Source organism: Microbacterium sp. MTN4-26 (assembly GCF_042846595.1).
Classification (GTDB): domain Bacteria; phylum Actinomycetota; class Actinomycetes; order Actinomycetales; family Microbacteriaceae; genus Microbacterium; species Microbacterium luteum.
Genome location: NZ_BTGO01000002.1, coordinates 242,828 through 256,561, shown reverse-complemented (window position 1 = coordinate 256,561; position 13,734 = coordinate 242,828). Strand labels below are relative to the sequence as shown.

11 protein-coding genes are annotated in these 13,734 nt (G+C 71.4%); 5 read left to right on the top strand and 6 right to left on the bottom strand.

What is annotated here, in order from left to right; genetic code table 11:
- Positions 1–15 precede the first annotated feature (15 nt).
- The 5 genes from hpf to mtrA form a co-directional block, all read right to left on the bottom strand.
- On the bottom strand, positions 16–678 hold the full coding sequence (gene hpf, locus ACGG9C_RS02680; protein WP_071045371.1) for a ribosome hibernation-promoting factor, HPF/YfiA family: 663 nt from the start codon (positions 676–678) through the stop codon (positions 16–18).
- A gap of 89 nt (positions 679–767) precedes the next feature.
- On the bottom strand, positions 768–1,457 hold the full coding sequence (locus tag ACGG9C_RS02675; RefSeq protein ID WP_390178212.1) for a ComF family protein: 690 nt from the start codon (positions 1,455–1,457) through the stop codon (positions 768–770).
- 91 nt (positions 1,458–1,548) lie between these two features.
- Positions 1,549–3,228 carry an LpqB family beta-propeller domain-containing protein gene (locus ACGG9C_RS02670; protein ID WP_390178211.1) on the bottom strand — a complete coding sequence of 560 codons (1,680 nt, stop codon included), beginning with the start codon at positions 3,226–3,228 and terminating at the stop codon, positions 1,549–1,551.
- A gap of 5 nt (positions 3,229–3,233) precedes the next feature.
- Positions 3,234–4,925 carry an MtrAB system histidine kinase MtrB gene (gene mtrB, locus ACGG9C_RS02665; RefSeq protein WP_390178210.1) on the bottom strand — a complete coding sequence of 564 codons (1,692 nt, stop codon included), beginning with the start codon at positions 4,923–4,925 and terminating at the stop codon, positions 3,234–3,236.
- Between the two features lie 5 nt (positions 4,926–4,930).
- The gene (gene mtrA, locus ACGG9C_RS02660; protein WP_071045374.1) at positions 4,931–5,611 is read right to left on the bottom strand and encodes an MtrAB system response regulator MtrA; all 681 of its coding nucleotides are present in this window, start codon (positions 5,609–5,611) and stop codon (positions 4,931–4,933) included.
- 175 nt (positions 5,612–5,786) lie between these two features.
- On the opposite strand from mtrA, the gene ACGG9C_RS02655 reads away from it, so the two are divergent.
- Genes ACGG9C_RS02655 through ACGG9C_RS02635 form a run of 5 tightly spaced genes read left to right on the top strand, consistent with a single transcriptional unit; the run spans position 5,787 to position 11,296 of the window.
- Positions 5,787–7,157, top strand: coding sequence for a glycerophosphoryl diester phosphodiesterase membrane domain-containing protein (locus tag ACGG9C_RS02655; protein WP_390178209.1), 1,371 nt, complete (start codon positions 5,787–5,789; stop codon positions 7,155–7,157).
- Positions 7,154–7,834, top strand: a complete 681-nt coding sequence (locus ACGG9C_RS02650) for a DUF4129 domain-containing protein (protein WP_390178208.1) — start codon at positions 7,154–7,156, stop codon at positions 7,832–7,834. The genes ACGG9C_RS02655 and ACGG9C_RS02650 overlap by 4 nt, the downstream gene beginning before the upstream one ends.
- A complete protein-coding gene (locus ACGG9C_RS02645; RefSeq protein WP_228480781.1) occupies positions 7,831–9,021 on the top strand; it encodes a DUF4350 domain-containing protein in 1,191 nt (396 codons plus the stop codon). Before ACGG9C_RS02650 ends, ACGG9C_RS02645 begins: the two co-directional genes overlap by 4 nt.
- Positions 9,022–9,059: 38 nt before the next feature.
- Positions 9,060–9,989, top strand: coding sequence for an AAA family ATPase (locus tag ACGG9C_RS02640; protein WP_390178224.1), 930 nt, complete (start codon positions 9,060–9,062; stop codon positions 9,987–9,989).
- Positions 9,990–9,991: 2 nt separating this feature from the next.
- A complete protein-coding gene (locus tag ACGG9C_RS02635; protein ID WP_390178207.1) occupies positions 9,992–11,296 on the top strand; it encodes a DUF58 domain-containing protein in 1,305 nt (434 codons plus the stop codon).
- Positions 11,297–11,384: 88 nt separating this feature from the next.
- Here the strand turns inward: ACGG9C_RS02635 and katG are convergent, their stop codons facing one another.
- Entirely contained in the window at positions 11,385–13,697 is a 2,313-nt protein-coding gene (gene katG, locus ACGG9C_RS02630) for a catalase/peroxidase HPI (RefSeq protein WP_228480782.1), read from the bottom strand.
- Between the last annotated feature and the right edge of the window lie 37 nt (positions 13,698–13,734).

The window sequence follows — 13,734 nt, the reverse complement described above, 5'->3', positions numbered from 1 at the left end:
CGTTCGTGCGGGTGGTCAGGACGCGACCGCCACAGGTGCTGCCTGCGTCGTCAGCGAGATGACACCGTAGTCCCAGCCCTTACGGCGGTAGACCACGCTCGGGTGGTCCGTGCGCGCGTCGATGAACAGGAAGAAGTCGTGCCCGACGAGCTCCATGCGGTCGACCGCGTCTTCGACGGTCATCCACTCCGGCTCGAACTCCTTGGTGCGGATGACGACGGGACTGTAGTCCTCCTCGTCGGCCGCGGCGCCGCCCACGGTCGGGATCTCACCGGTCGAGACGGCGTGGATGGCCTCCGCCGACGCCGGCTGCAGGTCGATTCCCTGCAGCGCGCCGCTCTCCTTGGCGAACTTCGCACCGCGGGGGTGGTTGCGCTGGTCGACACGCTTGTCCTTGGCGCGACGCAGCTGCTCGCACAGCTTGTCGACCGCGAGATCCAGAGCCGCGAACTTGTCGCCGTCGGTCGCCTCGGCCCGCACGATGGGTCCCTTGCCGGTGACCGTGAGCTCGACCGTGTCGTCTTCCATCCGGCCGTTGTGATACGCCCGGTGGGTGACCTTCACGTCGACGCGCTGCGCGCGCGTGGCGAGGTGCTCGATGCGGGTGGTCTTCTCTTCGACGATCGAGCGGAAGCGATCCGTCACGTTCACTCCCACGCCGACGATGCTGGTTTCCATCCCTGACCTCCTTGTTCCGGTCCGCCCGGTTCAAGGGCGGACCATCAGTCGCCTTGGTCCCCCCACCGTAGACCCCGGCGCGGGAAGTGTCACGCAGGAATTCCGGATGCGTCCGATTCGGATCCGCTGTGCACCGCGCGGCGGGGTGTGGCCGCCACCGTGACCGCGCCGCGGACGGTCGCGCCGGCGACGCGCAGGGCCGTGATCGCCTCATCCAGCGTCGCGCCGGTGGTCACGACGTCGTCGACGACGATCACGTCGCGGCCCGCGACGCGGTTCGCATGGAAGGCTCCCGCCACGTTGGCGGCGCGCGCGTGGACGTCGAGCCGTCGCTGATCGGCGGTCATCCGGGTGAGGCGGAGCGAACGCGACACCGGCAGCGACGCACGGGCCATGAGGAGCTCGACCGGCCGGAAGCCCCTGCGGCGGAACGCGGCCCGAGACGACGGCACCGGCACGAACAGGGTGTCGGCGGTCGCATGCGCACGCACCCGCTCGATCGCACCGGTGGCGGCTGTCGCGAGCGGCCGGGCGAGCGCGGTGCGTCCGTCCTCCTTCAGGGTGCGGATGACGCGCGCGGCCACCCCCTCGAACAGCAGAGCGCTCCACACGGGCACGTCGGCGATCCGACGCGACACCGGGTCACCCGTCAACTCTTCACGACAGCCCGTGCAGAGGGAGACGTCCCACGCCCCGCACCCTGCGCAGGCGACCGGGAACACCAGCGCGAGCACATCGCCGAGTGCTTCGCGGAACATCTCGATCGGCACCGTGGACACCCGGTCATCGTGCCGCGCCTGCGCGGCGCCTGCCGCCATCCCCGCCGGCCTGTGGACGCCGCTGCGGCGTGCGCACATCGGGGAGGAGAGGTCACGGCCCAGCCGGCGAACCCTGCTGCGTCGCGAGCACGAGGATCTCGGACGCGGTCTGCTCCCAGTTCGCACCGCGTCGCACGTACAGAAGGCCCTCATCGGAGCGCAGGCGCACCGTCGCATCGGTGTTGGCACCGGCCACCGAGACCGTTCCGGAGGGCGCCGCGCCGGACACGGCCGCTCCCCCGACCACCTGCTCCACGAGCGTGAGATCGGTGCCGGACCGGGTGACCGCGGCGACCGTGGTGTCATCGAGCCAGGCGAGCGAGAGCCCGGAACCGGTGACGGGACCGAGTTCGAACGGGTCCGTCAGCCGCAGCGGCGCGCCATCGGCGTCGCGGACGATGCCGGCGATCCAGATACCGGATCTCCCGTTCGAGGACACGATCGCGGCGAGGCGCGCACCGTCGCGTGAGACGGCGAACGCCGCCAGCTCCGCGGCCTCGGGGAACGCCTCAGAGATCTCCAGCGGCACGCCGTCCTCGCCGGTCGCCCGCAGCCCGCCGGGATTCTGCGCCGGCACGCTCCAGACGTACCCGCGCGGATCGATGGACGGGTCCAGGAGGCCCGCGCGCTCATCGACGAGGAGGACCTCGCCGTCTGCGGTCACCCGCACCACCGCCCCTCCGGAGGTGCCGACCGCGGCCGCATCCCGGTCCGGGGCGACCTGCACCGCCGCAGCGTCGACCTGCGTCATGGCCGAGGACAGCCCCTCGATCGGGGTGAGTTCGTCTCCCGAGAGAAAGCCGAATCCTTCGGCCGTGAGCACGAGAGGGCTCGTGGCGACGCGTGTCGAGCGCACGGACACCGTGTCGGCGGACAGGGGCGTCGAATCCGCGGTGAGGCGCACATCGGTCACTCCGGCGGAGGCGAGACTCGCCTGCAGCTGGGTGTAGATGCGGTCGACGCCGTCCTGCTCCAGGCCCAGGGCCGACGGCGAGAGATCGATGTCGGCGACGCCGCCGCTGACGGGCACCGACGGCCGCGAGAGCGTCACACTCTCGGGGATCGCGCTGACGACGGCCTCGGCGAGCCACGGGCTGGGCGATCCCCCGACGAGGGCGTCGGAGATCCAGGTGGGGGCGTTGATGGTGGGGAACCAGCGCACGTCGGGCACGAGGTACGTCCAGCTCGGATCGAAGTACATCAGCGAGTACTCGCCGTACACGTTCGGGAACTGGTCCGTGCCGAGCACGATGCCGTCGGGGGCTTCCGTGATCCGCCACTCTCCGTCGTCGCGCTGCGCGAGGCGGAAATCGAGCATCGTCACTCCGCTGCCGCCGGTCTCGTACGCACCCGCGGCGCTCACGGTCGCGTCGGCCTCGACGGTGAGCGACACCTGATTGGTGGTCGGGTCGGCGTACGTGCGATCGCCGCGATCGTCGATCGTGACACCGGCGGTGGGATCCCACGCCTCGGCGAGACTGGTCGAGAGGAAGAGCCTCGCCGTCGCCCAGTTGTCGGCCGGACCCGTTCCCGCCTCGATGAACCCCCGCACGATGTCCTCCGGCGACGCCCCCGGCTGAGGCCCTTCGGGGAGGTAGAAGAAGTCCGGCGTCGGCGGCTCCTCGCCGGGCTCGATGCCGGGATTGACCGGTCCGGTCATCGGAAGTCCGGAGCACGCCGCGAGGGCGAAGAGCAGAAGCGCGGCCACGGCGGCGCCGAGGGATCGGGTCATCCGCGTCACGATCGCTCCCCCATCGCGTCCGCGCCCGAGGCGATCGGCAGGTCTATCGGCTGCGTGAGGCCGAGGGCATCCATGGCCGGCGACTGGTCGTCACCGGCTTCCACGGGAATCGGCGACGAGGTGACGGTCTCACCGGGCAGCCGCGGCAGCGTGAGCACGAAGTGGGACCCCCGGCCCGGCTCGGACCACACCGCCAGCTCCCCGCCGTGCAGGCGCGCGTCTCCGAGAGCGATCGACAACCCGAGACCGGTGCCGCCGATGGTGCGGGTACGCGACGGATCGGCCCGCCAGAAGCGGTCGAACACCCGATCCACGTCTTCGGCGCGCATGCCGAGCCCGAAGTCCCGAACTCCCAGCGCGACGGCGTGCTGATCGCTGTCGACGGTGACCACGATGGGTCGCCCCTCTCCGTGTTCGATGGCGTTTCCGAGGAAGTTCCGCACGATCCGGCGCGCCCGCCGCGGGTCCATGTCGACCGGGGAATATCCTCCCGGCGCGACCAGCCGCACATCGGATCCGTGCTGGTCGGCGAGCTGCTGCATCGAGGCGATGACGTCTTCGGCGAGGTGCGCCAGGCTCGTCGGCTCGAGTTCGAGCTGCACCGATCCGGCGTCGTAGCGGCTGATCTCCAGCAGGTCGGTCAGCAGGGTCTCGAAGCGCTGCACCTGCGCATTCAGCAGCTCGGCTGCCCGCGCGGTGACGGGATCGAACTCGTCCCGCTGGTCGTTGATCATGTCGGCGGCGAGGCGGATCGTCGTCAGCGGCGTGCGCAGCTCGTGCGAGACGTCGGAGACGAAGCGCTGCTGCACGAGCGACAGATCGGCCAGCTCCTTGATCTGCGACTCGATGCTGTCGGCCATGGCGTTGAAGGACCGCCCGAGCGTCGCCAGCTCGTCTTCGCCGTGCACGTCGAGCCGCACGTTCAGTTCGCCGGCCGCGAGCTTGGCACTGGTGTCGGCCGCCTCGGCGATCGGCGTGGTGACCGAGCGCAGCACGAACCAGGCGATCCCCCCGATCATCACGAGCAGGAACACGCCGACGATCCAGAGCGTCGCCTGCACGAACAGCAGGGTCTCGGATGCGGCGGCGAGGTCGTAGGCGAAGTAGAGCTCGTAGTAGCCGACGTCGGGCATCTCGAACTGCTGCCCGACGATGATGCCCGGAACCTCTCCTTCGGCGCCGGGGAGCCCCGCGTACTGCCACCACTGCAGGTCGGGGTCGGACTGCACACGGTCGCGCAGGGCCGTGGAGATGATGTCCTCGTCGACGAGGACGCCCGAGGTGAAGTCCTGCGGGGCGATCGAGGACGGCGGGCCCACGCGGAACACCGCGAACGAGTCGCTCTCGGACTGCTGCGTGAGGTCGCTCTGCACGCTTCCCATGAGGGTCGACAGCTGTGCGGGACTCCCCTGCGGCTCAGCCGAGTCGAGGGTGCGCTGCACCTCCGACGTCGCGCGCCGGGCGTCTTCGAGCACCTGCTGCTGACGGGACTCCAGGAGATCGGACTGGATGGCCAGGGCCATCCACACGCACGCGATGACGATCGCGAGCGCCGACAGCGCGAGGGTCAGCACGACCGTGCGGAAGCGCAGCGAACGGCGCCACAGCACCGTGACGCGGTCGGGCCAGGACCGCCAGTCGACGATGGCGATGCGGCCCGTCGCCGGAGCCGTGCGCGCCGGGGGCACGCGGCCTACTCCAGGGCGCCGGCGCGGTAGCCGACGCCGCGCACCGTCGTGACGATCTTGGGGTTGTCGGGGTCGATCTCGACCTTCGCGCGCAGGCGCTGCACGTGCACGTTCACCAGACGGGTGTCGGCCTTGTAGTGGTAGCCCCACACCTGCTCGAGCAGCATCTCGCGCGAGAACACCTGCTGGGGCTTGGAGGCGAGTGCGACCAGCAGCTCGAACTCCAGCGGGGTCAGCGGGATGGGCGTCTCGCCGCGTCGCACCTCGTGAGCGGCGACATCCACCGACAGATCGCCGATGCGCATGATCTCCGCGCTCGGCTGCGAGGCCGGGCGGAGTCGCGTCTTGATGCGGGCGACGAGCTCCTTCGGATTGAAGGGCTTGACCATGTAGTCGTCGGCACCGGACTCGAGGCCCTTGACCACATCGGCGGTGTCGGTGCGCGCCGTGAGCATGATGATCGGCACCCCGGATTCGGCGCGCACGCGCGTGCAGACTTCGATGCCGTCCATGCCGGGGAGCATGAGATCGAGGAGCACGAGATCGGGACGCTCGGCGCGCCACGTCTCGACGGCCTGGGCGCCGTCTGCGCAGAAGACCGTGTCGAAGCCTTCCGTGCGCAGCACGATGCCGATCATCTCGGCCAGGGCCGTGTCGTCGTCGACCACCAGGATGCGGGAACTCATCGCGCGTTCGTCCTTTGCTCACCGTGGGGGCGATGCCGGGTCGGCGCTCCCCCGAGCGCTCCCGCCAGAGTAGTCGAGATGAGCCGTGCATTCGCCGAGCGGCGTGCCGTGAACAGCACGGGTCGCCCGCCGGACCCGTGTGACACGATGGGAGCAGCGTCTCTCAAGGAGGACCGTGACCTCGTATCCCCAGTGGACGCCCGCATCGCGTCCGGGCATCATCCCGCTGCATCCGCTCACGTTCGGCACCATCCTGGGTCGCTCGTTCGCGGCCCTGCGCCACAATCCCAAGGTGCTGCTCGGCTTCGGCCTGGTCGTGCAGACCGTCGCCTACCTGCTGGTGCTCCTGGGCGTCGGCGGTGTCGCCGTGCTCACCTTCTCGCGGCTGGACAACGTGCCGGCGTCGAGCGACGACTTCGAGGCCATCTTCATCGGCTCGACCGCGATCACGGCGATCGTCGGGTTCGTGCTGGGCCTCGCCGCTGCGGCACTCGGCGTGATCGTGCAGGCGGTCGTGGTGAGCGAGGTGGCCCACGGCGCCCTCGCCGAGAAGCTTTCGCTGGGGATGCTGTGGCGCCGCGTCAAGCCGGTGATCTGGCGCGTGATCGGCTACTCGTTCCTGCTCGCTCTCGCCGTGTCGGTGCTGATCGCCGTGGTCGTCGGCGTGCTCGTGCTGATCGGCTTCGCCGCCCTTCCGATCGCGATCGCCCTCGGCGTGCTCGTCGTCCTCGGCGCGATCCCGCTGGTGCTCTGGCTGAGCGTGAAGCTGCTGCTGGTGCCGTCGGCGATCATCCTCGAGAACGCCGGCATCGGTGCCGCGCTCGCGCGCTCGTGGCGGCTGACCCGTGGCCGGTTCTGGCCGGCACTCGGGGTCATCGTGCTCATCTCCTTCACCTTCGGCGCGATCGCCCAGGTGGTGAGCCTGCCGTTCTCGTTCCTCGGGACCGGACTGAGCACCCTCTTCGCCCCCACGGGCGACCCCGGCGTGTCGACGATCGTGACGATCATCGTGACCTCGATCGCGGCGCAGATCCTGACATTGATCGTGCAGGCGGTCGCGGTCGTCGTGCAGTCCACGTCGGCGGCGATCATCTACATCGACTGCCGGATGCGGCACGAGGCTCTCGACCTCGATCTGCTCGCCTACGTCGACAAGCGCGACGCCGGGGAGCAGGATCTGCCCGACCCGTACCGGATCGGTATCGGACGCGAGGCCCCACCCCGCCCGGCATGGATTACGCCGCAGCCGTATGCACCGCCCGCGTACGCACCACCGGCGTACGCACCGGCCGCCGAGGCACAGCCGCCGTACGCGCCACCGGCGACCCCGGCACAGGCGTGGTCTCCGCCGCAGGGCGCCCCCGCGCCGTATCCGCAGCCGTCCGGCCAGCCCACCCCGGGCATCACACCGCCTCCGCCCTACGTTCCCCCTGCCGCACCGGCTCCCGCCGACGCCGCCGGCGACGCGCACAACCCGGGCGGTTCGGGACAGGACCGTGCGGCCGGCGACGATGACGGCTCCGCCCCCGGCTCCCGCCCGTCGTGATCCACGCCGCAGGCTCCCTCGCGCAGGCCCTCACGGCGGCAGTTCCGCCGCTGACGCCCGACCCCGATGAGGCGCGTCGCTGGGCGGAGCAGGAGCTGACGAATCCCGTCTACGCCGAGGCGCAGCCGACGCCGTTCGATCTGTTCGCCCGCGCGGTCGCGGAGTTCCTCGGCGACCTGCTGAACCCGGAGCTTCCGGCGGGTCTCGAATCGGTCTTCGCGATCGTCGCCGTCGCGGTGGTCGTCGTGCTGATCATCGTGGCGTTCGTGATCTGGGGCGTGCCCCGCGCGACTCCCCGCGGCACGCCCGCCTCTGCCGTGCTCTTCGGCGAGGCCGACAGCCGCACGGCCCGCCGGCTGCGCACCGACGCCGAGGAGGCGGCGGCGCGCGGCGCGTGGGACGACGCCGTGGTGCTGCGCTTCCGCGCCCTGGCACGGAGTCTGACCGAACGGGGCGTCGTGGATGCTCCACCCGGCGCCACGGTGCACGCCTTCGCGCGGGAGGCCGCCGTGGCGTTCCCCGACTTCGCCGCCGCGCTCGAGACCGCAGCCGACGGGTTCGACGACGTGCGGTATCTGCGCCGGCCCGGTACGGCGGAGCTGTACGCGAGCGTGACCCGCCTCGACGACGAGATCGCCGCATCCCGCCCCGCCGTGCTTCCGGGGGTGCCCGCGTGAGCGCACCCGCAGCGACGAACCGACGCGCATCGGTGAGCTCGTCCTCACCTCCCCGCAGGCGCCGCGCCGCGATCACGTGGGTCGCGATCGCCGCCGGTTTCATCGTCGTCGGGATCGTCGGCTCGCTGCTCGCCGGCATCGGCGAGCGCGCCGCCCGCGGATCGCTCGACCCCGAATCAGCAGGCCCCGGCGGAACCCGCGCGCTGGCCGAGGTGCTGAGGGACAACGGTGTCGAGGTGGTGGTGGAGCGCTCATGGCGGAACGCCCGGGATCTGCTCGAGGAACAGGATGCGACCCTGTTCCTGCCCGACGCCCCGAACCTCTCCGACGAGGCCGTCGAGTCCCTCGTCGAGACCGCAACCGCCACCGTCTTCGGCGACCCCGCATCGCGGGTGCTGCGCGCGTACTTCGACGGCGCCGTGCCCACCGGCTTCGCCACCGAGACGCTGGCTCCGGCGTGCGCGCTGCCGACGCCCGCGCGGGCCGGAGACGCGACCATCGGCGGATTGTTCAGCGCCGGTGGCGCGCAGGCGACGTGCTATCCCGACGGAGAGGCATATGGCCTGCTCGGCAGCGGCTCGGTCACGGCCATCGACGCCGACGGCGTCTTCACCAACGACGCCCTGGCTGACGAGGGCAACGCGGCGCTCGCGATCGGGCTGCTCGGCGCGCACGAGCGCGTCGTCTGGTACGTCGCGTCGGCCGGCGACACCGACCTGCCGGTCACCGACCCGACGCTCGGCGAACTGACCCCGCCGTGGGTCACCCCCGCGATCACCCTGCTCGTGCTTGCCGGCCTGGTCGCGGGCATCTCCCGCGGGCGCCGGTTCGGACCCCTCGTGGCCGAGCGCCTTCCGGTCACCGTGCGGGCCGGCGAGACCGACGAGGGCCGCGGGCGGCTGTATGCGGCCGCCCACGACGCCCCGCACGCGGCGGCGCAGCTGCGCCGAGGCGCCGTCCGCCGCCTCGCCGGCATGGTCGGCCTCGGCCCCGGGGACCCCGCCGATCGCGTCGCCGATGCCGTCGCCGACCTGCTCGGTGCCGACCGTCGCGCCGTGCGCGGCATCCTGATCCACGACGTTCCGCGCACGGACGGGCAGCTCGTCGAGCTCTCCGACCGCCTGCGCGGCCTCGAATCCGCCGTGCGCGCACGGCTGCACACCCCTGGCGAAAGGACCCGCACGTGACCGACGAGACCCCCCGCGACGACGACCTGCGCGCGGCGATGAACCGCGTGCGCCTCGAGGTCGGCAAGGCCGTGATCGGTCAGGACGGCGTCGTGACCGGCCTGCTCATCGCACTGCTCGGCCGTGGGCACGTCCTTCTCGAGGGGGTGCCGGGCGTCGCCAAGACGCTGCTCGTGCGCGCCTTCAGCCGCGCACTCGGACTGGACACCAAGCGCATCCAGTTCACCCCCGACCTCATGCCCGGAGACGTCTCCGGGTCGCTCGTCTACGATGCGCGCACCGGCGAGTTCGAGTTCCGGGAGGGCCCGGTCTTCACCCACATCGTGCTCGCCGACGAGATCAACCGCACGCCGCCCAAGACGCAGTCGGCCCTGCTGGAGGCCATGGAGGAGCGTCAGGTCTCCACCGACGGTGTCTCGCGCGCCCTGCCCGACCCGTTCCTCGTCGCCGCGACGCAGAACCCCGTCGAGCATGAGGGCACCTACACCCTGCCGGAGGCGCAGCTCGACCGGTTCATGCTCAAGCTCATCGTCGACCTGCCGCAGCGCGACGCCGAAGTGGCCGTGCTGCGCCGTCACGCCGAGGGCTTCTCTCCGCGCGACCTCGACGCCGCGGGTCTCGCACCGGTGGTCACCGTCGACGAGATCCACGCCGCCCAGCGGGCGGCTGCCGCGGTGTCCGTCGCCGACGACGTGCTCGGCTACGTGGTCGATCTCGCGCAGGCGACGCGGCGCAGTCCGTCGGTGCAGCTGGGCGTCAGTCCCCGCGCGACGACCGCGCTCCTCGCGGCGGCGAAGGTATGGGCCTGGCTCGGCGGCTATCCCGCCATCACGCCCGACCACGTGCAGACGATGCTCGTGCCGACCTGGCGGCACCGCATCCGTCTGCGCCCCGACGCGGAGCTCGAGGGGGTCTCGGTCGACTCGGTGCTGGCCTCGGTCGTGCAGCAGACCCGCGTTCCGGTCTGACCGTGTTCGTCACCTGGCGCCTGTCGCTGCTGGTCGCCGTCGGCGTCGTTCCGGTGGTGGCGGCGTCGGCTCTGGGCGGCGTCGACGCGTGGGTCGCGGCGGCGCTGTGGGTCATGCTGTGCGCGCTTCTCGCGGTGGTGGATGTGGCCGCCGCCATCTCTCCGCGGGTGCTGCGCGTCTCCCGCGACGCACCGGCGAAGACCCTGCTCGGTGCGCAGACGTCGGTACGGCTGCGGATCGCCAACACCGGCTCCCGCCGCATCCGCGGACGGCTGCGCGATGCGTGGCAGCCGACGGCGGGGGCCCCCGCCGAGCGTCTGCCGCTGGAGATCCCGCCCGGTGAGCGGCGCGACCTCGTGGTGCCGCTTCTCCCTCGCCGGCGCGGGACGCTCGCGAGCGAGATGGTGGTGGTGCGCTCGCACGGGCCGCTCGGACTCGCCGGACGCCAGCGCGCGATCCCGTCTCGGGGCGAGGTCCGCGTGCTGCCGCCGTTCACCTCTCGGCGTCACCTGCCGTCGCGGCTGGCACGCCTGCGCGAGCTCGACGGCAACACCAGCATCCAGGTGCGGGGGCAGGGCACCGAGTTCGACTCGCTGCGGGAGTACGTGCGCGGCGATGACGTGCGCTCGATCGACTGGCGGGCGACCGCGCGTGCCGGCACGACGATGCTCCGCACGTGGCGGCCGGAGCGCGATCGGCACGTCGTCATCGTCATCGATACCGGTCGCACGGCAGCGGCGCGTGTCGGCGACGGCACCCGGCTGGACGCCGCGATGGAGGCGTCGCTCCTGCTCGCGGCGCTCGCGGCCCGGGCGGGCGACCACGTGCACCTGGTGATGTTCGACCGCGTCACCCGCGCACGCGTGACCGGCGTCGACGGCCCGGGGCTGCTGGCGACGATGGTCGAGGCGATGGCGGGCGTCGAGGCGCAGCTGATCGACACGGACTGGGACGCCGCGCATGCTCAGGTGCGAGCCCTCACCAATCGCCCGGCGCTGGTCGTCCTGCTCACCGCGCAGGACGACGTCGACAGCGCGCGGGCGTTCCTCGGCTCGCTGCCCGCACTGACGGCACGCACCCGGGTGGTCGTCGGCACGGTCACCGACAGCGCCGGGAACCGACCGGATCGAGAGGACGTCGTCGACGTCTACCGGGCCGCGGCGCGGGAACGCGGCGCCTTCGAGGCGTCGCGTGTCGCGGAGGCCATCGCCCGTGCCGGGGGCGATGCGATCGCCGACACCCCGGAGGGGCTGCCGCCGCGGATCGCCGACCGCTACCTCGCGCTGAAGGCCGCCGGCCGACTGTAGGCGCCGGACCCGCACACCAGCAGAGCCCGCACACCAGCAGGGCCCGCCGCCGCGCGAAGCGGTGACGGGCCCTGGAATCACTCGGGTGTCAGACGAGGTCGAACCGGTCGAGTTCGGTGACCTTGCCCCAGGCGGCGACGAAGTCGCGCACGAACTTCTCGTTCGCGTCGTCGCTCGCGTACACCTCGGCGACCGCGCGCAGCTCGGAGTTCGAGCCGAACAGCAGGTCGGCGCGGGTGCCGACGCCGACGGGTGCGCCGGAGCCGTCCTTGGTGCCCATGAACGCGTGGCCGCCCTTGTCCAGCGGCTTCCAGGTCGTGCCGAGGTCGAGCAGGTTCACGAAGAAGTCGTTCGACAGCACGCCCTTGCGGGTGGTGAGCACGCCGTGATCCGAGCCGTCCCAGTTCGCACCCAGCGCACGCATCCCGCCGACGAGCACCGTCATCCCCGGTGCCGACAGGGTCAGCAGGTTCGCCTTGTCGATGAGGTGGTACTCACCGGGCATGGTCGCCTTCGGGCCGTAGTAGTTGCGGAACCCATCGGCGGCCGGCTCGAGGAACTCGAACGACACCGCATCCGTCTGCTCCTCACTGGCGTCGGTGCGGCCCGGGTGGAACGGCACCTCCGCGTCGACGCCGCCGTCACGCGCCGCCTTCTCGACCGCGGCATTGCCCGCGAGCACGATGAGGTCGGCCAGCGAGACCTTCTTGCCGTCGGTGCGGCCGTCCTCGAACGAGGCCTTGACCCCCTCGAGCACGCTCAGCACCTTCTGCAGCTGGGCGGGGTTGTTGACCTCCCAGTCCTTCTGCGGGGCCAGGCGGATGCGCGCGCCGTTGACACCACCGCGCTTGTCGCTGCCGCGGAAGCTCGATGCGGCGGCCCACGTGGTGCCGACGAGTTCGGCGACGGTGAGCCCGGCATCCATGATCTGAGCCTTGAGGGCCCGCGCGTCGTCGGCGTCGATCAGCTCGTGATCGACGGCCGGAACAGGGTCCTGCCAGATGAGGTCCTCGGCGGGCACCTCGGAGCCGAGGTAGCGCACCTTCGGTCCCATGTCGCGGTGGGTCAGCTTGAACCACGCCCGCGCGAACGCGTCGGCGAAGGCCTTCGGGTCATCCTTGAAGCGACGCGAGATCCGGTCGTACTCGGGGTCGGTGCGCAGCGCGAGGTCGCTCGTGAGCATGCGGGGCTCGCGGCGCCCGTCGGAGTGAGCCAGCGGCACCATGTCGGCTCCGCCGCCGTCCACCGGACGCCACTGGTGGCCGCCTCCGGGGCTCGTCATGAGCTCCCACTCGTACGCGTACAGGATGTGGAAGAACTCGTTGTCCCAGCGGGTCGGGTGGTAGGTCCAGGTGACCTCGAGCCCGGAGGTGATGGTGTCATCGCCCTTGCCGGTGCCGAAGTTGTTCTTCCAGCCCAGCCCCTGCTGCTCGAGGCCGGCCGCCTCGGGGTTGTCCTCGATGTTGGTGTCGGGCGCCGCGCCGTGGGTCTTGCCGAAGGTGTGCCCGCCGGCGATGAGCGCGACGGTCTCCTCGTCGTTCATCGCCATGCGACCGAAGGTCTCGCGGATGTCGCGCGCCGAGGCCATCGGGTCGGGGTTGCCGTTCGGGCCCTCGGGGTTGACGTAGATGAGGCCCATCTGCACGGCGGCGAGGGGCTTCTCCAGGTCGCGGTCACCGCTGTAGCGCTCGTCGCCGAGCCACGTGGTCTCGGGGCCCCAGTACACGTCGGCGTCGGGCTCCCACACGTCGGCACGGCCGCCGGCGAAGCCGAAGGTCTCGAAGCCCATGTCTTCGAGGGCGACGTTTCCGGCGAGGATCATGAGGTCGGCCCACGACAGGTTCTGGCCGTACTTCTTCTTCACCGGCCACAGCAGGCGGCGTGCCTTGTCGAGCGAGACGTTGTCGGGCCAGCTGTTCAGCGGCGCGAAGCGCTGCTGGCCGGCTCCGCCGCCTCCGCGACCGTCCGTGATGCGGTAGGTGCCGGCGCTGTGCCAGGCCATGCGGATCATGAGGGGTCCGTAGTGACCGAAGTCGGCGGGCCACCAATCCTGCGAGGTGGTCATCACCTCGGCGATGTCGGCCTTCACTGCGGCGAGGTCGAGGCTCTCGAAGGCGGCCTTGTAGTCGAAGTCCTCGCCCAGCGGGTTGGCAACGGCCGGGTTCTTCGCGAGCACCTTGAGGTTGAGCTGGTTGGGCCACCACACGCGGTTCGCGTCGCCCGTGGTCGGATGCGGCTGGTCGCCGTGGAGGACGGGGCACGTACCCGCGGCGGCGTCGTTCGGGCTCGGTCGGGTCTCGCCGTCGGCGCGCTCGCTCTCGGGGGTGTCGATGTCGGTGACCGACTGGTCGATCTCGGTGTCGGAGCCGATGCCGGCGGGGTTCTCGTCAGCGTTCGTCATGGGGTTCCTTCCTGGGGACGAGGGTGGACGGAGAGGG

Coding starts and splice junctions, on each gene's coding strand:
- ACGG9C_RS02670 (WP_390178211.1), bottom strand. CDS start 3,228: ATGACCCGATCCCTCGGCGCCGCCGTGGCCGCGCTTCTGCTCTTCGCC.
- ACGG9C_RS02640 (WP_390178224.1), top strand. CDS start 9,060: ATGAACCGCGTGCGCCTCGAGGTCGGCAAGGCCGTGATCGGTCAGGAC.
- mtrA (WP_071045374.1), bottom strand. CDS start 5,611: ATGAGTTCCCGCATCCTGGTGGTCGACGACGACACGGCCCTGGCCGAG.
- hpf (WP_071045371.1), bottom strand. CDS start 678: ATGGAAACCAGCATCGTCGGCGTGGGAGTGAACGTGACGGATCGCTTC.
- katG (WP_228480782.1), bottom strand. CDS start 13,697: ATGACGAACGCTGACGAGAACCCCGCCGGCATCGGCTCCGACACCGAG.